The sequence below is a fragment of the Novosphingobium sp. IK01 genome, from assembly GCF_033242265.1.
Taxonomy (GTDB): Bacteria; Pseudomonadota; Alphaproteobacteria; order Sphingomonadales; family Sphingomonadaceae; genus Novosphingobium; species Novosphingobium pituita.
This window is the reverse complement of sequence record NZ_BTFW01000001.1, coordinates 1,286,175-1,308,321: the sequence shown is the minus strand read 5'-3', so window position 1 is coordinate 1,308,321 and position 22,147 is coordinate 1,286,175. Positions and strand designations below refer to the sequence as shown.

General features: G+C 67.9%; 19 protein-coding genes. 11 read left to right on the top strand and 8 right to left on the bottom strand.

Going from position 1 to position 22,147, the window contains the following annotated elements:
- Positions 1-21: 21 nt before the first annotated feature.
- Both SBI20_RS06130 and SBI20_RS06125 read right to left on the bottom strand, forming a co-directional pair.
- On the bottom strand, positions 22-1,899 hold the full coding sequence (locus tag SBI20_RS06130; RefSeq protein ID WP_317974224.1) for a DUF885 domain-containing protein: 1,878 nt from the start codon (positions 1,897-1,899) through the stop codon (positions 22-24).
- Positions 1,890-2,612, bottom strand: coding sequence for a prolyl hydroxylase family protein (locus SBI20_RS06125; RefSeq protein WP_317974223.1), 723 nt, complete (start codon positions 2,610-2,612; stop codon positions 1,890-1,892). The genes SBI20_RS06130 and SBI20_RS06125 overlap by 10 nt, the downstream gene beginning before the upstream one ends.
- Positions 2,613-2,952: 340 nt before the next feature.
- On the opposite strand from SBI20_RS06125, the gene SBI20_RS06120 reads away from it, so the two are divergent.
- A complete protein-coding gene (locus tag SBI20_RS06120; RefSeq protein ID WP_317974222.1) occupies positions 2,953-3,333 on the top strand; it encodes a helix-turn-helix domain-containing protein in 381 nt (126 codons plus the stop codon).
- Between the two features lie 78 nt (positions 3,334-3,411).
- On the opposite strand, the gene SBI20_RS06115 is transcribed toward SBI20_RS06120, so the two are convergent.
- Both SBI20_RS06115 and ettA read right to left on the bottom strand, forming a co-directional pair.
- On the bottom strand, positions 3,412-4,335 hold the full coding sequence (locus tag SBI20_RS06115) for an RcnB family protein (protein WP_317974221.1): 924 nt from the start codon (positions 4,333-4,335) through the stop codon (positions 3,412-3,414).
- Positions 4,336-4,541: 206 nt separating this feature from the next.
- On the bottom strand, positions 4,542-6,221 hold the full coding sequence (gene ettA, locus SBI20_RS06110) for an energy-dependent translational throttle protein EttA (protein WP_317974220.1): 1,680 nt from the start codon (positions 6,219-6,221) through the stop codon (positions 4,542-4,544).
- A gap of 253 nt (positions 6,222-6,474) precedes the next feature.
- On the opposite strand from ettA, the gene SBI20_RS06105 reads away from it, so the two are divergent.
- The 4 genes from SBI20_RS06105 to trxB all read left to right on the top strand — a co-directional run bounded on the left by SBI20_RS06105 (position 6,475) and on the right by trxB (position 10,823).
- Positions 6,475-7,845 carry a M28 family peptidase gene (locus tag SBI20_RS06105; RefSeq protein ID WP_317974219.1) on the top strand — a complete coding sequence of 457 codons (1,371 nt, stop codon included), beginning with the start codon at positions 6,475-6,477 and terminating at the stop codon, positions 7,843-7,845.
- Positions 7,846-7,912: 67 nt separating this feature from the next.
- Positions 7,913-9,151, top strand: coding sequence for a M20 metallopeptidase family protein (locus SBI20_RS06100; RefSeq protein WP_317974218.1), 1,239 nt, complete (start codon positions 7,913-7,915; stop codon positions 9,149-9,151).
- A 177-nt stretch (positions 9,152-9,328) separates the two neighbouring features.
- Entirely contained in the window at positions 9,329-9,727 is a 399-nt protein-coding gene (locus tag SBI20_RS06095; protein WP_317974217.1) for a response regulator, read from the top strand.
- 124 nt (positions 9,728-9,851) lie between these two features.
- Complete coding sequence (trxB, locus tag SBI20_RS06090) at positions 9,852-10,823, top strand: thioredoxin-disulfide reductase (protein WP_317974216.1); 972 nt, start codon at positions 9,852-9,854, stop codon at positions 10,821-10,823.
- A 55-nt stretch (positions 10,824-10,878) separates the two neighbouring features.
- Here trxB and SBI20_RS06085 read toward each other — a convergent pair whose 3' ends face one another.
- The 4 genes from SBI20_RS06085 to SBI20_RS06070 all read right to left on the bottom strand — a co-directional run bounded on the left by SBI20_RS06085 (position 10,879) and on the right by SBI20_RS06070 (position 13,770).
- The gene (locus SBI20_RS06085; RefSeq protein WP_317974215.1) at positions 10,879-11,709 is read right to left on the bottom strand and encodes a hydrolase 1, exosortase A system-associated; all 831 of its coding nucleotides are present in this window, start codon (positions 11,707-11,709) and stop codon (positions 10,879-10,881) included.
- Entirely contained in the window at positions 11,706-12,305 is a 600-nt protein-coding gene (locus SBI20_RS06080) for an alpha/beta hydrolase family protein (RefSeq protein ID WP_317974214.1), read from the bottom strand. Before SBI20_RS06080 ends, SBI20_RS06085 begins: the two co-directional genes overlap by 4 nt.
- Before the next feature lie 106 nt (positions 12,306-12,411).
- Positions 12,412-12,711 carry an acyl carrier protein gene (locus SBI20_RS06075; RefSeq protein WP_317974213.1) on the bottom strand — a complete coding sequence of 100 codons (300 nt, stop codon included), beginning with the start codon at positions 12,709-12,711 and terminating at the stop codon, positions 12,412-12,414.
- 12 nt (positions 12,712-12,723) lie between these two features.
- Complete coding sequence (locus SBI20_RS06070; protein ID WP_411911498.1) at positions 12,724-13,770, bottom strand: GNAT family N-acetyltransferase; 1,047 nt, start codon at positions 13,768-13,770, stop codon at positions 12,724-12,726.
- 55 nt (positions 13,771-13,825) lie between these two features.
- On the opposite strand from SBI20_RS06070, the gene SBI20_RS06065 reads away from it, so the two are divergent.
- The 6 genes from SBI20_RS06065 to SBI20_RS06040 all read left to right on the top strand — a co-directional run bounded on the left by SBI20_RS06065 (position 13,826) and on the right by SBI20_RS06040 (position 22,140).
- A complete protein-coding gene (locus SBI20_RS06065; protein WP_317974211.1) occupies positions 13,826-15,391 on the top strand; it encodes an acyl-CoA ligase (AMP-forming), exosortase A system-associated in 1,566 nt (521 codons plus the stop codon).
- The gene (locus SBI20_RS06060) at positions 15,388-16,611 is read left to right on the top strand and encodes a pyridoxal-dependent decarboxylase, exosortase A system-associated (protein WP_317974210.1); all 1,224 of its coding nucleotides are present in this window, start codon (positions 15,388-15,390) and stop codon (positions 16,609-16,611) included. Before SBI20_RS06065 ends, SBI20_RS06060 begins: the two co-directional genes overlap by 4 nt.
- A gap of 388 nt (positions 16,612-16,999) precedes the next feature.
- A complete protein-coding gene (locus SBI20_RS06055; protein ID WP_411911543.1) occupies positions 17,000-17,632 on the top strand; it encodes an XrtA/PEP-CTERM system exopolysaccharide export protein in 633 nt (210 codons plus the stop codon).
- Between the two features lie 28 nt (positions 17,633-17,660).
- Positions 17,661-19,178 (top strand): XrtA system polysaccharide chain length determinant, encoded by a 1,518-nt coding sequence (locus SBI20_RS06050; RefSeq protein ID WP_317974209.1) that lies wholly within the window; start codon positions 17,661-17,663, stop codon positions 19,176-19,178.
- Between the two features lie 11 nt (positions 19,179-19,189).
- The gene (locus SBI20_RS06045) at positions 19,190-20,419 is read left to right on the top strand and encodes an AAA family ATPase (RefSeq protein WP_317974208.1); all 1,230 of its coding nucleotides are present in this window, start codon (positions 19,190-19,192) and stop codon (positions 20,417-20,419) included.
- Positions 20,419-22,140: a preprotein translocase subunit YajC gene (locus SBI20_RS06040; RefSeq protein WP_317974207.1), complete on the top strand. Its 1,722-nt coding sequence runs from the start codon at positions 20,419-20,421 to the stop codon at positions 22,138-22,140. Before SBI20_RS06045 ends, SBI20_RS06040 begins: the two co-directional genes overlap by 1 nt.
- Positions 22,141-22,147 lie beyond the last annotated feature (7 nt).

The following is a 22,147-nucleotide window of genomic DNA, read 5'->3' as shown; positions in this document are numbered from 1 at the left end:
GAGCGCCTGCGCGCCGGGGCTTCAGTCTGTCGCCATCCACGCATGGACCTTGTCTTCCAGAACCGGCAGCGGCAGCGCCCCGCTGCCCAGAACCTGCTGGTGGAAGACCCGCACGTCGAAGCGCGCGCCCATTTTCTTTTCGGCCTCGTCGCGCAACTGCTGGATCGCCAGCGCGCCGATCTTGTAGGCCACGGCCTGTCCCGGATCGGCGATGTAGCGGTCGACCTCGGTTTCCGCGTCGCTGCGCCCCATGCCCGAATTGGCGAGCATGTAGTCGAGCGCCTGGGCCCGGCTCCAGCCCTGGCTGTGCAGCCCGGTGTCGACCACGAGGCGCATCGCGCGCAGCATCTCGTCGTCGAGCGTGCCCCAGTGCTGCATCGGATCGTCGTAGAGGCCCATCGGATAGCCCAGCGTCTCGGCATAGAGCGCCCAGCCTTCGACATAGGCGGTATTGCCGCCAAAGCGCTGGAACGCGGGGAGGCTGTCGTCTTCCTGGGCCAGGCTGATCTGGAAATGGTGGCCGGGCGCCCCTTCGTGGAGGTAGAGCGTGTCGACCCCGCTCAGGAAGCGGCTCTTGAGGTCGAACGTGTTGAAAAAGAACACGCCCGGACGGCTGCCGTCGGGGCTGCCGGGGCTGTAGCTGCCCCCCGCCTCGTAGCGCGCGCGATAGGCCGGGTGGGGCAGGATCAGCAGCGGGGTGTGCGGGATCGTCAGGAAATAGTTGGGGGCTTGCGCGGCCACGATGGCGGCCACATGGCGATAGCCGGCGGCCAGATCTTCCTGCCTGCGCGGGTGGAAGCGCGGGTCGACCCGGATGTGGGCAAAGAAGGCGGGGAGGGGCCCGGCAAAGCCGAGCTGGTCCTTGACGGTGACCATCTCGCGCTGGATCCGCGCGACTTCGGCCAGCCCCAGCGCATGGACCGCATCGGGATCGAGATCGACACTGGTGTGGTGGCGCAGCAGCGCGCGATAGAGGGCTGCCCCGCCCGGAAGCTGCGAGAGGCCCACGCTGTTGCGCGCGGCGGGCAGGTATTCGCTCGCCAGAAATGTGCGCAAGGCGCGATAGGCAGGATAGACCGAGCCGAGCGTGGCCTCGCGATAGGCACGGCGCAGGCGCGCGTGGGCGAGGGCATGGGCCTTTGTCCCGCCAGCGCTCAGCGTGAAGGGTTCGTCGGCGGGGGTCATGAACAGCGAGCGTTCGGGCGGGCGGGCGAGCAGGGCGTCGATTTCGCTGATCAGCGTGCGTACGACGACCTTGGGACTGGTGATCCCCTGCGCCATGCCTTCGCGATAGCGGGCGATGGCCGTGGCAAAGACGCGCGGCAGGGCGCGGTCGCGGGCGAGCATGGCGGCGTGATCGGCCGAAGTGTCGAGCGGCTCTGGCCCGCCTTCCGAGGCGAGCGCCGGAAATTCGGCCTGGATGCCCCCGCTCGGGCTGAGCGGCATCAGCGCGAGCATGTCCTGAACCGGCGGGGCCAGCATGGCCTGCTCGTCGTCGAGCACGGCGGCATAGGCGCGTGCCGAGATGCGGTGCGCCGGGTCGAGATCGTGGGCGGCGGCAAGGTCGGCAAGGGCCGTGCGCGCGGCGGCATTGCGCGCGCGCTGGGCCGAGGCAAGCGCGGGCGTGAACAGCATGGCGAGGCGCTCGGCGGAGAGCGGCTCGCCTCGTTCGAGGGTCTCGACCGGATCGAGCGCGCGGCGTGCGGCGTCGTCCTTTGCCAGAAAGGCATCGAGCGCCTGATCGGCCGAAGACGGATAGCCGTAAGATCGGGAGCCGCTGGCCGGGGCGGTGATGGTGGTCGCGGTGCCGTCCTGCGCGTGGAGCGGGGGAGACAGCAGGACCAGCAGTGCGGGACAGGCCAGAAGGGCAAGCGCGCGGGGCCTGGCCGTCAGACCCACGGGCGGGCCCGATACCACTTGGTGAGCACGTATTTGACGCCTTTGATGACCGGGCAACCGGCATGGAGGCTGCGCGGGTTGGGCCGTCCGTCGGGTGCCATGTTGTTCCAGATCAGCAGTGCGCCGGGCTGGGGCGGGATCGAGACATGGACCCCCGGCGTGATGTCGACCTTGGGAAAGTCGGTCGAGCCGCCTTCCTCGACCGCGTTGAGATAGGCCATGGCTGTCCAGCTGCGCTGGCCGCCATGGGCGATTTCGTCTTCCCACATCGGGTCGGACGGGCGGAAGTGGTCGAAATGGGCCTTGAATTCCTGTCCGGGCAGATAGCGCTGGCCCTGGATCGTCTCGCCAAAGGCCGGGTCGATGCCGACCAGATCGTCGATCCGGCGTTGCAGCATGCGGATGAACGGATCGTGGGGATCGACATCCCCGCTGTAGCTCGTGCGGCCCCCGCCGGGGTTGTAGGTTTCCGAAGGCCGCGCGACCGAATCGACGATGGCGATCAGCCGTTCGCATTCGGTGCGGGTGAAGAAGTCGCCCACGGCGTAGAGTTCGAACCCTTCGACCGGCAGGCGGTAGACGGCAGGATCGGCATCGAGTCGGGCGCGGACCTGATCGCCCACGCGCCTGAGAGCGGCGCGGTCGCTGTCGCCGCCGTTGTTCTGGGTTTCGCTGCCCTGGGCGTCACGCTTGCCGGATCGGAAGAACACCATGGTCTGGGGTCATGGCCCAGAGCGCGCATGGCGGCAAGGCACGATGCGATGTCTGGGCGGGAAACCGGGGGATTTCCGTATCCTACGCGGATTGATCCAATTTGGACTGAAATCGTTGATAAAGCAGGCGAAATGGATTGAGGATTAAGCTATCCGAAATATCGGTCAACATGACGCAATCCGGGGGTCTGGTGTGATGCCAGCCGTGGAGCAGCGAAAGTGAACGGGAACCAGTTTGCCACCCATGCCATTCGCGTCAGCGTCTTCCTCCCCGTCTGCCAGTTCTGTCCCGGCCAACTCCGCTGCGGAGGCTGTGCCGGCCGGCAAGCCGGGATCGTCCGTGAGCGGGGCTTCGTCCGGAGGCGGTCCGGTCGATGCCGAAGCCGATGATTTTCGTATCGCCAGTTCGCTCTATGCGCTGCGCCGCCGGCGCGACGGGGCTGCCCCGCTCAAGGGGCTGTTCGGCGAACCGGCCTGGGACATTCTGCTCGACCTGTTCATCGCCCACTGTCGCGGGGACGATCTTCAGGTTTCGAGCGTGTGCATCGAGGCGAGTGTCCCTTCGACGACGATCCTGCGCTGGATCGCCCGGCTTGAAAGCGAGGGGATGCTCTATCGCGTGGCCGACAGCGCCGATGGCCGCCGTCGCTATGTCCGCCTGACGCAGGACGGGCTGGCGATGATGCACAATATCCTGGGGGCGATCGGCGGGGGAAGCTGAGGCGGGGAAATCCGGGCGGGGAAATCCGGTGACAGGGCGAATGCCTGCCACCGGACGATGCCCGTGCTGGCGAGCGGCCTACCAGAAGAAGTCGTAGATCACGTCGGCGACTTCGCCGGTGTAGGTATCGATCAGCATCACGTCGTCGTAATAGCGGACCCAATGGTAGGGCGGGTAGGCCGGCGGCAGGCGATAGGCCCACGGATCGGCGATCCAGAACTGCTGGGCATAGAACGGCGCGCCCAGATAGACGCCGATGCTCAGGCGGCTGTAGCGATAGTTGGGGAACGGCGAGAAATAGCGCGGGCCCCGGAACAGATCGCGGTGATCGTTGCGATAGCCGCGCCAGTCATAGCGGTTGTCCCGGCGCCAGTCGTTCCGCCAGGGGCCACGATAGCTCTCGCGATTACCATTCCAACTCTGGCGGCCGTTCCAACTCTGGCGACCATCCCAGTTCTGGCGATACCCGCCGCGGTTGTCGTTCCAGCCCGGCTGGCGAAAGCCATCGCGGTTGTTGTTCCAGCCCGGCTGGCGATTGCCGTCACGGTTGTTGTTCCAGCCCGGTTGACGGTCGCCATCGCGGTTGCCGTTCCAGCCCGGCTGGCGGTCGCCGCCGCGGTTGTCGTTCCACCCCGGCTGACGATCGCCACCTTGCTGGGGCATGCGCGGCCATTGCTGCTGGGGCTGGACCGGACGGGGCTGAACCTGTTGCGGCTGCGCCTGCGGAACGGGCGCCGGAGCGGGGCGGGCCTGCATCTGGCCACCATTCCACTGGCCACCATTCCACTGGCCGCCACCGCGCTGCCAGCCACCGCCTTGGCCACCGCCCTGTTGCCATCCGCCACGGTTTTCGCCGCCACGGTTTTCACCACCCCGGTTTTCACCACCATGGTGATCGCCGCCGCGTTCCTGGGCAAAGACCGTGGCCGGGACGGAGCCTGCCAGAAGGGCTGCGGCCAGAGCCGCGCCGATGTTCGATTTCCACTTGATGCTGGCGGCCATGGCCGTCTCCCTTGCGATATCTGTCGTCAAACGTCCGGCAATGGCAGTTTGTGTCCCCATCGCTTGAACTGTTTCTAGACGAGACGCGCTGTCGCATCGCTGAATGGTTCGCATGGCCTTTCGTTCAGCTTTGCGAACCACAAAAAACCCCCCTTCCGCACGGGCGAAAGGGGGGCTGATGGCTTGCGAGAGGCCGGTTATGGGCCTCAGCGCGTGAGCTTCTTGTAGGCCAGACGCGTCGGACGGTCGGCCGCATCGCCCAGACGGCGGCGCTTGTCTTCTTCGTAGGCCGCAAAGTTGCCTTCGAACCATTCGACGTGGCTGTTGCCCTCGAAAGCGAGGATGTGCGTGGCGAGACGATCGAGGAAGAAGCGGTCGTGGCTGATGACCACGGCGCAGCCCGCGAAGTTTTCGATGGCTTCTTCGAGAGCGGCCAGCGTTTCGACGTCGAGGTCGTTGGTCGGTTCGTCGAGCAGCAGCACGTTGCCGCCCTGCTTGAGCATCTTGGCCATGTGGACGCGGTTGCGTTCACCGCCCGAGAGCTTGCCGACGTTCTTCTGCTGGTCCTGACCCTTGAAGTTGAACGCGCCGACATAGGCACGGGTCGAGGTGTCGAAGCCGTTGACCTTCATGTAGTCGAGCCCGTCGGAGATTTCTTCCCAGACGTTCTTCTTGGGGTCGAGGTGGTCGCGGCTCTGGTCGACATAGCCAAGGCGCACGGTCGAGCCGATGTCGATCTCGCCGGTGTCGGGCTTTTCCTGACCGGTGATCAGCTTGAACAGGGTCGACTTGCCCGCGCCGTTGGGACCGATGACGCCCACGATGCCGCCCGGCGGCAGCATGAACGAGAGGTTTTCGAACAGAAGCTTGTCGCCATAGGCCTTCGAGATGTTCTTGGCTTCGATGACCTTGCCGCCCAGACGCTCGGGCACCTGGATGACGATCTGGGCCTTGCCGGGCGAGCGGTTTTCCTGAGAAGCGACGAGTTCCTCGAACTTCTTGATACGCGACTTCGACTTGGTCTGGCGGCCCTTGGTGCCCGCACGGATCCATTCGAGTTCGTCGTTGATCGCCTTCTGGCGGCCGGTCGCCTCGCGGTCTTCCTGTTCGAGGCGCTTGGCCTTCTTTTCCAGATAGGTCGAGTAGTTGCCTTCGTAGGGGAAGTACTTTCCGCGGTCGAGTTCGAGGATCCAGCCCACCACGTTGTCGAGGAAGTAGCGGTCGTGGGTGATCATCAGCACCGCGCCGGCATATTCCTTGAGGTGGTTTTCCAGCCATTCGACGCTTTCGGCGTCGAGGTGGTTGGTCGGTTCGTCGAGCAGCAGGATCGAGGGCTTCTGGATCAGCAGGCGGGTGAGCGCGATACGGCGCTTTTCACCGCCCGAGAGGCTTTCCACCGACCAGTCGCCGGGCGGGCAGCGCAGCGCTTCCATCGCGATTTCGAGCTGGTTGTCGAGCGTCCAGCCGTCGACCGCGTCGATCTTGCCCTGAAGATCGCCCATTTCCTCCATCAGCGCATCGAAATCCACGTCTTCTGGCGGATCGGCCATGATGTTGGAGATTTCGTTGAAGCGGTCGACGAGGTCGGCCACTTCGCGCGCGCCGTCCTTGACGTTCTCCAGAACGGTCTTGGTCGGGTCGAGCTGGGGTTCCTGCGGCAGGTAGCCGACGGTGATGTTTTCGCCCGGCCAGGCTTCGCCGGTGAAGTCCTTGTCGATCCCGCCCATGATCTTCATGAGCGTGGACTTGCCCGCGCCGTTGGGGCCCACGATGCCGATCTTGGCGCCCTGGTAGAATTGCAGGTTGATGTTGTTGAGCACCGGCTTTTGCGCGCCGGGGAAGGTTTTCGTCATGTTCTTCATGACGTAGGCGTATTGGGCGGCCATCGAAGGGTCCTTGCGCGAGACTGTGGCGTTGATCGGAGATGAAATTGGTCCGCGCTCTACAGGGCGCAAGGGGGCAGGGCAAGGCTCGCGCCGTGCAAAGGGGCGGGCGGGACGATGGGGCGGGGCGATGCGATACGGCGGAAAACATGCTGGCGACGCGTGTTTTGTCCGGCCAGGTGCCGGTCAAGTGGTTGACTTGCCGGGCGCGGGCGCAAGAATGCAGCTTCCCTTGTCCTTCGTGATGGATTGCCCGATGCCCGCTTTTGCGCCTTTCCGTTCTGTTGCCCGTCCCGGTGTTTTGCTGGCTGCCGGTGCCCTGTTGCTGGCCGGGGCTCCCGTGTGGGCGGATGCCGGTGCGGGAACGGCGGATGTGGCCTGGCCGCTGGTTTCCGACCTGACCACGCAAGTCGGCCCGCGTCTGGCCGGTTCCCCGGCCGAGGCCCGCGCACGCGACTGGGCGGCACAGCGGCTCAGGACGCTCGGCTTTGCCCATGTTGCCATCGAGCCTTTCACCATCCGCGCCTATCGCCGGGGGACCGACCGGGCTGAACTGGTGGGCACGGCGGCCCAGCCGCTGGCGGTCGTCGCGCTGGGCTATTCGGGCGCCACGGACGAGGCGGGGATCACCGCGCCGCTGGCCTATTTCCCCACGCTCGCCGCGCTCGAAGCGGCCCCGGCGGGCTCGCTGGCCGGAAAGATCGCCTTCATCGACCATGCCATGGCCCCCACGCAGGATGGCTCGGGCTATGGCCCTTATGGCAGTGTGCGGCGCAAGGGGCCGGGCCTTGCCGCCTCGAAGGGGGCGCTGGCCGTGGTGATCCGCTCGGTCGGCACCGACCATCATCGCAACCCGCACACCGGGGTGACCTCGTGGCCCCAGGGGATGACCCCGATCCCGGCGGGCGCGCTGGCAAACCCCGATGCGGATCAGATCGCGCGGCTCGTCGCGGGGGGCAGCGCGCTGACGCTGCACCTCACGCTCACCGGGCAGACGGTTGATGGCGCGCCTTCGGGCAATGTCGTGGCCGATCTGCCGGGCCGTGACCCGAGCCTGCCGATGGTGCTGGTGGCCTGCCACCTCGACAGCTGGGACCAGGGCACCGGAGCCATCGACGATGGGGTCGGCTGCGCGATCGTGACGGCAGCCGCCCTGCGGGTTCAGGCGCAGGGCAAGCCCTTGCGCACGATCCGCGTGCTCTATGCCGGGTCGGAGGAACTGGGCGGTTTTGGTGGTGCGGCCTATGCCCAGCGCCATGGCAAGGAGGCCCATGCACTGGCGATGGAAAGCGACTTTGGCGCCGACCGGGTGTGGAAGGTCGTCACCAATTTCGCGCCCGCTTCCGATGCGGTGAAGGGGCAACTGGTCGCCGCGCTCAACCCGCTGGGTATCGTGTCGCAGGAGGGCGAAGTCGAAGGGGGGACCGATGTGGGGCCCATCATCAAGGCACAGCATCTGCCGGTGGTCGACCTTGCGCAGGACGGGATGCACTATTTCGACCTGCACCACACGCCCGACGACACGCTCGACAAGATCGACCCGGCGCGCCTCGAACAGAACGTCGCGGCCTGGACGCGCACGCTGGCCATCGTCGCCAACGAAAAGGCGCCGATTACCGCGCGCTGAGCGGTGGCTCGACAGGCGGACGCGGGCAGGCTTATTGTCGTGCGCCTGAAAACAGGGAAATCAGGGCATGGATGAAGCAGGCGTGAAGGGACGGGACGAACGGGGTGCGGCGCTGACGGGGCTTTATGACGAGGCCCATGCGCTGGCGCCGCAGATCGTGGCCTTGCGCCGGGCCATCCATGCCGAGCCTGAACTGGGCCTCCACAACCCGGCCACGCGCGACAAGATCCGGGCCGATCTGGCGGGCCTGCCGCTCGAATGGCGCGAGGGGCCTTCGACGACCGGTCTGGTCGCCGTTCTGAAGGGCGAGAAGGGAGATGGCCCCGCTGTTCTCTTGCGCGGCGATACCGATGCCCTGCCGATGAGCGAGGAGACCGGGCTGCCGTTTGCCTCGGCCAGGGCGGGCACGATGCATGCCTGTGGCCACGATACCCATGTGGCGATGCTGGCCGGGGCCGCGCGCCTGCTGGCCGCGCGCGCCGGGGACTGGGCGGGCGAGGTCCGCTTCATGTTCCAGCCGGGCGAGGAAGGGCACCATGGCGCGCGCTTCATGATCGAGGACGGCTTGCTCGATCCGCTGCCGCAGGCGGCCTTCGCGCTCCATGTCATGCCCAACAGCCCGCACGGGCAGGTGCAGGGACGCACCGGGGCGCTGATGGCCTCGGCCGACCAGTTCGAGATCGTCGTCGAAGGGCGCGGGGGCCATGCCTCGATGCCCCATTTCGCGCTCGATCCGGTGCCGGTGGCCTGCGAGATCGTGGGCGCGATCCAGACCATGGTCACGCGCCGCTTTTCCGTGGCCGATCCGGTGGTGGCAACGGTCGCCCGGATCGAGGCGGGCACGGCGCACAACGTCATCGCCGACCGCGCGCGGCTGGTGGGCACCTTGCGCACGCTTTCGGGCGAAAACCGGATGCGCCTGCGCGCGTGCCTCGAAACCTGCGCCACCCATGTCGCCGCCGCCCACGGGATGACCGCGAGCGTAACCATCAACCCCGGCTTTCCGGTCACCCTGTGCGACGCGCGCGCGGTGGCGCTGGGCGAGGCGGTGGCCCGCGATCTGGCCGGGCCCGATGCCTTCCTGCGCCTCGACCACCCGATCATGGGGGCCGAGGATTTTGCCTATGTCCTCGAAAAGGTGCCCGGCGCGATGTTCTTTCTGGGCGTGGCCCATCGCGAGGCCAACTGGCGCGAGGCCTGCGGCATCCATTCCCCGCGCATGGTCGTCGACGAGACGGCCCTGCCGATGGGCAGCGCCCTGCTGGCAGGCTGTGCCTTGCGCTTCCTTGCGCGTGGTTTTTCCTGATAAGGGCTGGCCCGGAGCGAAAATATTCCCGGTTTGACGGGAACCGGACGAAAGCCCCGTGCATTTTCCTGCCAAACGGACCTGAGAGTTCGTGGGCCCGTCATGCTGCCGTCAGGATGGCCGGTTCAATCGTTTGTAGAGAAATACACGGGACATGAACCAGACAAGGGGTCGCAAATGGGGCAAGCCGTATCCAATCAGGTTTCATGTTGTTCCCATTCCGGCTGCCGTATTCTGGTCCTTGATGACGAACCGCTGATCCTGCTCGATCTGGAATTCGCGGTCGAGGATGCGGGCTGTGTCCCGGTCACCGCGCTTGAGCTGGCCGAGGCGCTGGCCATTGCCGAAAGCGGGGAGATCGTCGCGGCGATCCTCGATGTGTCCCTGTCCCATGGCGAAACCTGCGCACCGGTGGCGCGGGCTCTGGCGGCGCGCGGGGTGCCCTATGTGCTCCACACCGGCGACCCGGACCGCATGGAGGAATCGGTGCGCAAGCTGGGCGGGGTGCTGGTTTCCAAGCCGACCCCGGCGGCAACCGTCGTCAGCCGCGCTCTGGAGGCCATTCCGGGGCGCTGATCCTTCCGGCCCATTTGCCCGGTCGTGTCTGTAGGGCCGTGTTTGTTGGGCCGGTTCTGGCAGGCTGGGGCTGGCAATTTGGCCGTTCAGCCCCTATCTCGCCCGCCACTGGAGGAGACCCCCTATGGCGACGACGCACAAGACCCGCATGCTCATTATCGGTTCCGGCCCGGCTGGCCTGACCGCCGCGATCTATGGCGCGCGCGCCGGTATGGAGCCGATCGTGGTCCAGGGCCTCCAGCCCGGCGGACAGCTGACGATCACCACCGACGTTGAAAACTATCCCGGTTTCCGCGACGTGATCCAGGGCCCGTGGCTGATGCAGGAAATGCAGGCCCAGGCTGAACATGTCGGCACGCGCATGATCTGGGACACGATCACCGACATCACCCTCGATGGCCCGCCGTTCCGCGCCACGGGTGACAGCGGCGACATCTACGAAGCCGATACCCTCGTGATCGCGACCGGCGCGCAGGCCAAGTGGCTGGGCGTTCCGGGCGAGCAACTGCTTTCGGGCAAGGGCGTTTCGGCCTGCGCGACCTGCGACGGGTTCTTCTATCGCGGCAAGAAGGTCGTGGTGATCGGCGGGGGCAACACCGCCGTCGAAGAGGCGCTCTACCTCACCAACCATGCCGAACACGTCACCCTGATCCACCGCCGCGACACCTTGCGCGCCGAACGCATCCTTCAGGAGCGCCTCAAGGCCCATCCCAAGGTCAGCGTGCTGTGGAACAAGGCCGTCGCCAGCTTTGTCGGTGATCCGATGGCCGGTGGCCTCAAGGCGGTCGAACTGGTCGACACCGTGACGGGCGAGGGCAGCCATATCGAAACCGACGGCGCCTTCGTGGCGATCGGCCATGCCCCGGCCACCAGCCTGTTTGCGGGCAAGCTCGACCTCGACGAGAGCGGCTATCTCGTGGTCCAGCCCGGCACGCCCAAGACGGCGATCCCCGGCGTGTTCGCCTGTGGTGACGTGATGGATCACACCTACCGTCAGGCCGTGACGGCAGCGGGCACCGGCTGCATGGCCGCGCTCGACGCCGAGCGGTTTCTGGCCGAACTGGACTTTGCCGCGCAGCAACTGGCTGACGCCTGAGGATCACGGAGTGGCGGAGGGCTCCGGACTTGATCCGGGGCTCATCCGCAAGTTTTCAGGCGCAGGCCAGCAGCAGCCGCGCGAACAGCCATTCGCGTGCGGCTTCGTCGGCAAAGCTGTGGCTGGCGCTGGCGTGGCCGAGAATGCGCGTGTCGCCCTTGGGCCAATGCGCGCGGAAAAGCTGGGCCGTGCGGTCGCCCTCGGCCAGCAGGACCAGCGCATCGCCCCCGCAAGTCGCCTCGAAGGCGGCAAGGCCTGCCGCGAGGCGGGCGGCCAGCGCCGAAGGCGGCTGGGGCCGGGCGGCCATGCGCAAGCCCAGCGCCAGACCCTTGAGATCGACCGCCCCGCGCGCGAGCCGCAGCCACTGGCGCGGATCGGTCAGGCGCCGCAAGTAATGGCGGCGCAGGGAGGCGGCGGAATGGGCGGGCGTTCCGGCCTGCGGGCCATCTTCTTCGCCAGCATCTTCCCCGGCCTCTTCAAGCGTCCAGGGATTGCCCAGCACGAGCGCGTCGATCCCGCCGATGGCGGCGGCGTGGAGCATCAGTGCGCTCGCCCCGTCGCAATTGCCGAAGGCGACGATGCGTTTTACATGGGGGGCGGCGGCGCGAAACGCGGTGAGCGCGGCGGCGATGTCGGGCCCGAGCGCGCGGAAGCCGGGATTGGTCCCGCAGCTTTCGCCCACCCCGCGCCGGTCGAAGCGGAACACCGGGATGCCCTCGTTGGCCAGACGCGTGGCCAGCCGGGCCTGTCCGCCCCAGCTTCCCGCGCGGATTTCGCCCCCGCCCGAGACGATCAGCAGGCCGGTTGCCCCGCTCGCCGCGCCAAGGTCGAGCGTGCCGAACAGCACGCTGTCCTCGCACACGAAGGGCACGACCATCCGGTTCATGCCGCATCCTCGCGCGCGAGATCGGCGCGGATCGTGGCGACGAGAGCTTGCGCCAGCGCCGGGGCCGGCGCCGGTTCGGCGCGCAGCCAGGGCGCGCTCTGGCCCAGATCGGACAGGCTGAGCACGCGGCGCCCTTCGCCCGCCGGTTCCGCCCCGCAAAGCCCGGCGATCAGCGCCGCGCCACAGCGATAGCCGGCAAGCTCTAGGCCGGTTTCGCGCCCCTGTTCGAGCAGGGCCGCGCTGTCCACGCGGCGTCCGGTGGCGCGCTGGGCAAAAGTGTGGGCGCGCAGCATCGTGCGCAGCAGGGCATGGCCGCTGCACGGTTCGAGTTCCCAGCCCGGCAGCGCGGGCGGGGCGACCAGCGCGCCCCCGCGCAAGGTCAGGACATGGCTGGCGGCAAAGTGCCGGGCAGCGGCTTCCATCGCCGCGCGCCAGGCGTTGAGGCTCTGCGCGGAAAAGTCCTGCACGCTTTCGCCGCAGCCGGGCAGATCGGGCAGCACGCTGTCGATCCCCGCCTGTGCCAGCAGGCGCATGACGCCTGCCAGCATGTGCCGCGTGCGGTTCATCTCGTCGAACAGCGGGGGCACGATCAGCACACAGGGCGTGCTTTTGTGGCGCCGGTGGGCCGGATCGGCGCTGCTCAGGGCCCATTCCCCCTCCGTCGCGGCCCCCGGACAGGGCCAGCGGACGGAGGCGGGGCCTTCAGGCATGGTCCTGCGTGACGCCCAGCTTGCGGGTGACGAAGGCGGTCAGGCTGCCGAAGCTTTCCACCAGATCGCCGTCGATCTCGTCGTCCTCCAGAATGAAGGCGAAGCGATCTTCGAGCGCGGTGAAGAGCCCGGCGACGGCCATCGAATCGAGTTCGGGCAGGGCGCCGAACAGCGCGGTGTCGGGGGTGAAGGCACCCACGCGCTCTGCCGAAAGCCCCAGAACCTGGGCCAGAAGGTCGCGCAGCGCGGATTCGATTGCCGGAATGGAGGCAGGGGGGACTGTATCAGGCATTTGAACGGCCCCTTAATCATCACCGGGGGGCGGGGCAAGCCGGGTGCGGCCAGTGGCGAGCCGTGCAAGGCCGCGTGCCAGATCGGGCCAGTCGCGCCAATGGCGCAGGGGCGCGCGGATCAGGGCGCGGGGATTGTGCGCGCGCAGGCGCCAGCGCGGGCGCACATCGTCCATCCAGTCGGCCTTGTAGGGATCATCGCCCGTGCCGAAATCGACGTGGGCCACGCGGTCGATGTCGATCACATGGCGCATCAGCGCGGCGGTGAGCAGGGTTCCGGGCGATGCGCGGCTGGCCTGCGGGCGGTGGGCCAGCTTGTGGATGAAGGCGGTTTGCGCCTCCACGCTCCAGACTTGCGCGGCGACGGGTTCGCCCTCGATCGTGGCAAGGCCCAGCCGCAGCGCGCCCGCCGCGCTTTCGCCTTGCGCAAAGGCGCGCAGGAAAGCGGGGGAGGCTTCCTGTGGTTTCCAGCTGGCCGCGTAGATTGCCTCGAACGCGGCCCAGTCGGCCTCGTCGAACGTGGTCGTGATGCGGCAGGCGACCTGGCCTTGCCTGCTCTTGCGGCGGACAGTGGCGCGCAGGGCGCCGGGCCTTGTCGCCCACCATGTGGCAAAGTCGCGGCCTTCGAGCGCGAGATGGCGGTTCATGTGGGCCGGTTCGACCATGGCCAGCCAGCCCGCCGCGCGCAGGCCCTGCGCCATCCAGCCCGCCTCGCGCGTGGGGAGCGGGGCGAAATCGAGGGGGGCATCAAGGGTTCTGGCCAGCGCGGCGATCAGCGCGGGCGCGCGGTCGGGCGCATTGGTGAGCGGGCGGGCCCAGAAACTGTACCAGTTGGCACAGGCCGAAAGGCCGTGGGGGCCTTGCAGCAGGGGCAGGGCGAGGATCGCCCCGTCCTCTTCGGCGACCGCGAGAAACGGGCGGGCGGGCGTAAGGCATTCGCGGGCGAGCAGGGTGAGCCAGTCGAGCCGGTCGAACGGCCCTGCCGCCTGGCCGCGCCGCATCAGGGCGCCAAGGCGCGGATGGGCTTGCGCTTCTTCAGGTTCGGCATGATAGACCCGCAACGTCACCGATCCGGTGCCCCATCCTCTTGCTTTGGCCGATGGCCCGGGAATCCCTGTGACCGCTTGCCTTTCTCCGACCGTCAGACCGCTGGACCATCTTGCCTTGTGCGGCAAGCGCGAAGCGGTGGCGCTGGTGCTCAGGGACGGGGTGCTAACCCATGAAGGGTTAAATCGGCGTGTCGGGCAACTGGCCGCTTGGCTGGCTGCCGAAATGCGCGGGCAACCGGGATTGGGCGCGGGTGGCCGGGTGGCAAGCTGGCTGGGCAAGGGGCTGATCGCCTGCCTGATGCCGCTGGCTGCCGTGCGCGCCGGGCTGGTCCATGTGCCGATCAATCCCGTGCTGCGGCGCGGGCAGGTGGCCCATATCCTGTCCGACAGCGGGGCGGGGCTGCTGATCGCCAATGCCGGGCGGCTCGACAGCCTCGAACCGGGCGACCGGGGCGCGGCGGCGTGCCATGACGAGGCGGTGGTGGCGGGCCTGCTCGACGGGTTTGATCCCCTGCCTCCCTCTCCAATGCCTCCCTCGCAGGTGGGCGGGGATGATCTGGCCGCGATCCTCTACACCAGCGGTTCGACCGGCAAGCCCAAGGGGGTCATGCTCAGTCAGGCGAACCTGTGGCTGGGCGCGGTGAGCGTGGCGCACTATCTGGGGCTGGCGCCAGATGATCGCGTGCTCGCGGTCCTGCCGCTGGCCTTCGATTATGGGCAGAACCAGTTGCTCGGCGCGTGGTACGCCGGGGCCAGCGTGGTGCCACTCGATTACCTTTTGCCGCGCGATGTCGTGCGCGCGGTGGCCCGGCACGGGATCACCACGCTGGCGGGCGTGCCGCCGCTCTGGGTGCAATTGCTCGAACAGGACTGGCCCGAGGCGGCGCGCGCGCCCTTGCGGCGGTTGACCAATTCGGGCGGGGCGCTGACCCCGGCGATGGTCCGGGGCCTGCGCGCGCTGGCTCCGCAAGCGCAGGTTTTCGCCATGTATGGGCTGACCGAGGCGTTTCGTTCGACGTTCCTCGACCCGGCCCTGATCGACGCGCACCCCACCTCCATCGGCAAGGCCATTCCCTTTGCCGAAGTCATGGTCGTCAACGACCGGGGCGAGGAAGCGGCCGTCGACGAGGAGGGCGAGCTGGTCCACGCCGGCCCGCTCGTCGCGCAGGGCTATTGGCAGGACGAGGCGCGCACGGCCGAGCGGTTCCGTCCGGCCCCTGCCTTTTCGATGCTGGGCGGGCGGGCCGTGTGGTCGGGCGACCGGGTGCGGCGCGATGGCGCGGGGCTGCTCCATTTCGTCGGGAGGCGCGACGCGATGATCAAGACTTCGGGCCTGCGGGTCAGCCCGCAGGAGATCGAGGACGCGGCGCTGGCGACCGGGCTGGTGGCCGAGGCGGTCGCGCTCGGGCTGCCCGATCCGGCTTTGGGGCAGGCGATCCATCTGGTCTGCCGGGCGGCGGGGGAGCCGGACGAGGCGGCCCTGCGCGCGGCGCTGGCGCGCGAGCTTCCCGGCCCGATGCAGCCGCGCGTGATCCACTGGCGCGCGACGATGCCGCTTTCGCCCAATGGCAAGCTGGACCGTGCGGGGCTCGCGCAGGCCCTCGCGGCTCATGAAGAAAGGGACGTATCGTGAAGCCTTTGGGGCCCATCCCTGCGCCTTATGCTGCGCAGCAAGGCGAACTGATCATCGCCGGACAGCGGGCCGCCGATCTGGCCGAGGCCCATGGCACGCCGCTGTTCGTCTATGACAGCCAGGCCGTGCGGGCGCGGGTGGCGGCCTTGCGCGCGGCGCTGCCCGCGCGGGTGGCGCTTCACTATGCGGTCAAGGCCAATCCGTTCGGGCCGCTCGTGGCGCTGATGGGAGGGCTCGTCGACGGGTTCGACATTGCCTCGGGCGGGGAACTGGCGCTGTTGCAGGCGCAGGGGATCGACCCGGTGCGCGCCGGGTTTGCCGGGCCGGGCAAGCGCGACGCGGAGCTGTCGGCCGCGATTGCCGCCGGGGTCACGCTCCATTGCGAATCCGCGCGCGAGGTTGAACGCGCGCTCGCCCTCGCGCAAGGCCTCGACCGGCGGCCCCGGCTGGCCATTCGCGTCAATCCCGATTTCGACTTGCGCGGATCGGGGATGAAGATGGGCGGGGGCGCGCGGCCCTTTGGCGTGGACGCGGAACGTGCTGCGCCGCTGGCGCGCCAGATTGCCCAATCCGGCGCGGAATGGCGGGGTTTTCATATCTTTGCCGGGAGCCAGGCGCTCGATGCGGCGGCGGTCCATGCCACGCAGGCCGCCACGCTCGATCTGGCCGTGCGTCTGGCGGGCGAGGCCGGGGTGAGCCTGCCCGCGCTCAATCTGGGCGGGGGCTTTGGCATTCCCTATTTTCCCGGTGATGCGCCGCTCGATCTGGCCATGGTGGGGGCGGGGCTGGCCGACCTGCTCGCCGATTGCCCGCCTGTCTTGCGCGAGACGCGCCTTGCGGTCGAACTCGGGCGCTATCTGGTGGGCGAGGCCGGGGTTTACCTGACGCGGATCGTCGAGCGCAAGGAAAGCCGGGGCGAGGTCTTCCTCGTCGTCGATGGTGGCATGCACCACCAACTGGCCGCCAGCGGCAATTTCGGGACGGTCGTGCGCCGCAACTATCCGCTGGCGCTGGCGGGGCAGATGGGCGCGCCGGTGGCTGGAGCGGCGAGCGTGGTGGGGTGCCTGTGTACCCCGCTCGACCGTCTGGCCGACCGGGCCGGGTTGCCCGACGGGCAGGAGGGCGATCTGGTCGCGGTGTTCTGTGCCGGGGCCTATGGCGCGAGCGCCAGTCCCTCGGCCTTCCTTGGCCATGGCCCGGCGGCTGAAATCCTGATTTGAGCATTCGATCTGAAATTCGCCGACGAGGCGAATTTCGGGCCGGTGCCGAACGCTTGGAAACGGGCGTTTGGGACCAGACGTCCCAAACGCCGTTTAACCTTTGCGAAATGGGCCGTCCCGAATTGGGACCTGGGCCCCCAAGCGGCTTGCCGACAAGGGCTGCGGGCAACAAGACTAACCCTATCTTCACCCTTTCTCCCCATAGATTGGGCGCAAGACAGCGGCCCGGCCTGCCCTCGATACGGGGTAATGCTTAGCCAAGATGCCCGGTGATCCCCTTGGGGATGCAGTGCCAAGCAAAGGACTATTGTTGATGTCGTCCCATTCCGGCCTCACGCCTGCCGGTTCCGTTTCCGGCCTTTCCGCGCGGTCTGGCCGCAAGCGGGGCATGGTGGCGCGGGGCATGCTGCTGGCCGGGGTTCTGGCGACAGGCTTGAGCGGCTGCGCGGGCACCGGCCATGCGCCGCAATTGCCGCCTGCCTCGTTCGTGGCGCTTCAGGAAGGGCCGGGCGAGGAATATGTGATCGGCCCGCTCGACGAGCTGACCATCTTCGTGTGGCGCAACCCGGAGCTGGGCGCTTCGGTGCAGGTGCGCCCCGACGGGCGCATCACGACGCCGCTGATCACCGACATGCCCGCCGTGGGCAAGACTCCCTCGATGCTGGCCGAAGACATCAAGCTTCAGCTTTCGCAGTATATTCAGGAACCGATCGTCTCGGTCATCGTCAACAAGTTTGCCGGTACGTTCAGCCAGCAGGTCCGCGTGGTGGGCGCCACCGAAAAGCCCGCCTCGATCCCCTATCGCGCCAACATGACCCTGCTCGACGCGATGATCGCGGTGGGCGGGCTTTCCGAATATGCGGCGGGCAACCGCGCACGGCTGGTGCGTTTCGACAAGACCACCGGCAAGCAGACCGAATATGCCGTCCACATCTCCGATCTCCTGCGCAAGGGCGATACCCGCGCCAACGTCATGCTGATGCCCGGCGACGTGATCATCATTCCCGAGAGCGCGTTCTGAGCGGGCGGGCGAACAGGATGCACGGGCGATGAGCAACATCCTCGATGAACTGCGGATCGCCCTCTATGGCATCTGGCACCGGCGCTGGCTGGCGCTGGGCGTTGCCTGGGTGGTGTGCCTGCTGGGATGGCTGGTCGTGGCCATGGTGCCCAACACCTACGAATCGAAGGCGCGCATCTTCATCCAGATCGACGACGTGCTTTCCGACCAGATCGGCATCGGGGGCGATGCCAAGCGCGACATCGACCGCGTGCGCCAGACGCTGACGAGTTCGGTCAACCTCGAAAAGGTCGTCCGCGCGACCCGTCTGGGCGACAAGGTGACCACCGACAAGCAGATGGAATCGGCGGTTGCGGGCCTGTCGACGCAGATCAAGGTGGTCAGCCAGCAGGACAACCTGTTCGAGATCAGCGCGACCTCGGGGCGCGGTTCCTATACCGATGCGCAGAACGCCAAGCTCGCGCAGGACATCGTGCAAAAGATGATCGACATCTTCCGCGAGGAAAACCTCGCGGGCGGGCGCGGCGAGATGACCGACACGCTGGCCTTCATGGACCAGCAACTGGCCGACCGTCAGAAGGATCTGGAAGCCGCCGAGCAGAAGCGACAGGAGTTCGAGGCCAAGAACGCCGACCTCATGCCCGGCACCGGCTCGCTCGCGGGCAAGCTGGAGGGGGCGCGTTCGGAGCTGCGCGGGGTGGAATCCGATCTTCTGGCCGCGCAGAGCGCGCTGGCCTCGATCAATGGCCAGCTTTCGGGCACGCCGCCCACGATCACCATTCCCGGTGCGCAAGGTGGCGCGCGTGGCGCGCTGGCGCAGGCCCAGGCCGATCTGGCCTCGATGCGCGCGCGCGGGCTGACCGACAACCATCCCGATGTCCAGGCTGCCAAGGCCCAGATCGCCAGCCTCCAGCGTCAGGCTTCGGCCGAAGGCACCCATGCCGGAACGCCCAACCCGGCCTATGCCTCGCTCCAGTCGATCAAGGCCGATCGCGAGGCGAGCCTGGTCGCGCTGCAATCGCGCAAGACCTCGCTTCAGCAGGAAATCGCCCAGTTCACCGGCCAGCAGTACAGCGAACCGGCAGTTGCCGCCGAAGCCTCGCGCATCAACCGCGATTACGACGTGCTCAAGGACCAGTACGACAAGCTCCTGCGCGACCGCGAGCAACTGCGCCTGCGCGGTCAGGTCGAGAGCGAGCACAACTCGGTCAAGTTCGAGGTGATCGATCCGCCGACCACCCCGCGCGGACCTTCCGCGCCCGACCGGCCCCTGATGCTGGTGCTGGTGCTGGTGGTGGGTGTGGCGGCGGGCTGCGGGGTGGCCTTTGCCATGGCCCAGCTGCGGTCGAGCTATGCGACGACCGCCCAGCTGGAACGCGCGACCGGCATGGTCGTTCTGGGTTCGGTCTCGCTCACCCAGACGGCCGCGGCGCGTGCCGGGCAGTGGAAGCAGTTGCGCCTGTTTGGCGGCGGTGTCGCCGGACTGGTGCTGGTGCTGATGGTGCTGATGGCTGTAGAGTTCATCAAACGGCGGATGGTGGCATGAAGGGGGCGGACATGAACGATCACGACGACACGCCGACGCCTTCGGGCCAACCGGGGAAGGAACCGCGCGCCGGCGCAACGGAAAGCGGGCAGGACGGCACCGGACAGGATGGCATCGGGCAGGACGGAAAGGCGCCTGATCGGGTCAGGCGTCCGGCGCGGGCCTCGCTGATCGAGCGGGCCGACGGTTCGTTCGATTTCCGCAGCTATATGCGGGTGGGGTCGGTTCACCCGGTGGCAGCAAAGCCCCCGGTTGCCGTGCCGCCTGCCAGTGCGCCCCCTGTCAGTGCTGCGCCTGCCGATCTTCCGCCTGCCGCCCCTCTGTCGGCCAGCCCGGCGTCTGAACCTGTCCCTGCCAGCGAACCGGTTGCCCCGGCGCCTGATGCCCCGGCCTCACCGGCGCCTGCCTTTGCCGCGCCGGGGGCGCAGGTCTTCGTGCCCGTGCCCGATCAGGCGGCGGCCAATGCGGCGGCGCTCGAAGGCATTCCCTCGCGCCAGCGGTTCCGCACGCCGCCCCGTCCGGTCGACCGGCGCCTGCTGCGCGAACAGTGCCTGATCGATCCCGAAGGGCCGGTGAGCGCGCTGCTTGAGGAATTTCGCATCATCAAGCGCCATCTGCTGCTGACCGCCGCGGATTCGCGGGCCGGGCGCACGGCGCCCCATGGCGAGCGCATCCTGATCTGCTCGGCCCTGCCGGGCGAGGGCAAGACGTTCTGCGCGGTCAACCTCGCGCTGTCGATCGCGGCGGAAAAGGACAACGAGGTTCTGCTTGTCGATGCCGATTTCGCCAAGCCTTCGGTGCTCTCCACGCTCGGCCTGCCGGGCGGGCCGGGGCTGATGGATGCGCTGGCCGATCCCGAAGTGCGGGTGGAAGACTGCATCATCCCGACCGACATTTCGGGTCTGGCCGTGCTGCCTGCGGGCAACCAGACCGGCTCGGACACCGAATACCTCGCTTCGGCCCGCACCCGCGCGATCCTCGACCGGCTGACCGCCCAGGCGCCCAGCCGGATCGTCATCTTCGACAGCCCGCCCGCGCTCGCGGCTTCGCCCGCGTCCGAACTGGCGATGCATGTGGGGCAGGCGGTCATGGTGGTGCGCGCCGATGTGACGGGCGAGGCCGCCTTGCGCGATGCGGTGGGGATGCTCTCGGGCTGCGCGGATATCAAGCTTCTGCTCAATGGCACCCGCTTCTCGCCCACCGGGCGGCGGTTTGGCACGTATTACGGGTATAAAGAGTGATGCGGGCGCCTTCTCTTGTCCTTGGCGGGCTTCTGGCCGGCGTGCTGGCCGGGGCGAGCGCCCATGCCCAGAGCATGCCCTATCAGGCGACCGGCGATGATGCCGTGTCGGGTGATCAGGACGCAGATGCACGGGATAAAGGCGGCCTTCATGGGGGGCACAGCGCCCGTGTCGGTGGCTCGTCTGCGCGCACGACGATCCGCCCCTATATCGAGGCCTCGCAGAACCTGCTGGCCCAGATCACGCCGGGCAACGACGTGCTGACCTATACCACGCTCGCCGCCGGGGTGGACGCGACGCTGGCCGGGCGGCGCACGCAAGGGCAGGTCTCGGTCCGCTACGAACACCGCTTCGTGGAAAAGGGCCGGGTGGGCGATACCAATACCATTTCGGGCATGGCGCGCGTTTCGCACCAGATCGTGCCGCGCACGCTCAGCATCGATGTGGGCGCCCTGGCCGCGCGCACCCGGCTCGAAGCCAATGGCTCGACCTCGCTCAACCCCTATTCGCCCAACGATTCGGTCAGCCAGATCTATTCGGTCTATGCCGCGCCCCAGCTCACCACCCATGTCGGCGACGTAGGGGTCAATGCCTCGTACATGGCCGGTTATTCCAAGCTTGACCAGAAGAACGGCTATCGCCCTGCCGCCGACGGCACGCGGGTCGATGTGTTCGACCATTCGATCATGCAGTCGGCGCAAGTGTCCGCCGGGGTCAAGCCGGGGGTGATCCTGCCCGTAGGCCTGACCGCCAGCGCGGGCTGGGACCGCGAGGACATTTCCAACCTCGACCAGCGCATCGACGACAAGCGCGTGGGCTTGCGCGCGACCCTTCCGGTCAGCCGCACGGTCCAGCTCGTGGGCGACGTGGGCTGGGAGCATATCCGGGTGTCCTCGCGCGATGCCTTGCGCGGGCCCGATGGGGTGACGCCGGTGATCGGCCGCGACGGGCGCTATGTCACGAACAAGAGCGCGCCGCGCCAGATCGCCTACGACAGCGACGGCCTCACCTGGGACGTGGGCGTGATGTGGCGGCCCAGCCGCCGCACCTCGCTTTCGGCCTTTGTCGGGCGGCGCTATGACAGCACGACCTATTTCGGCAGCTTCTCCTATGCGCCCAACACGCGCAGCGCGTTCAGCCTGTCGGTCTACGACGGGATCTCGGGCTTCGGCTCGGGCCTCGACAATGCGTTGCGCGGGGTGCCGACCGACTTCACCGCGATGCCCAATCTGGGCGGCGGGGGCTTTTCGGGCTGTGGCCTGGGCGCGGCGGGCGGGGGGTGCGTCAACGGGGCGCTCTCGTCGGTCAATTCCTCGGTGTTCCGCGCACGCGGCGTCAATGCGACCTATGGCTTTGCCATGGGCCGCCTGCGGCTGGCCGTGGGGGCAGGCTATGCCCATCGCCGGTTCATTGCCGCGCCGGGCACGGTGCTGGGGGTGGCCAATGGCACGGTCGACCAGAACTGGTATGTCGACGCCGGGGTTTCCGCGCCGATTGATCGGGAATCGAGCTTCAGCGTGGCGGTCTTCGACACCTGGTATGATAGCGGGACAAGCACGCTGGGCCGGACCAATGCCTATGGCGGTTATGCCTCGTATTTCCGCCGTTTGGCCGACAGGCTGACGGCAACCGCCTCGGTCGGGATCGACGGGGTCAGCCGCCAGCTGACGGCGGATCAACTTGAAGTGACGGGCCTGCTCGGCTTGCGCTATACGCTGTGACGGTAAA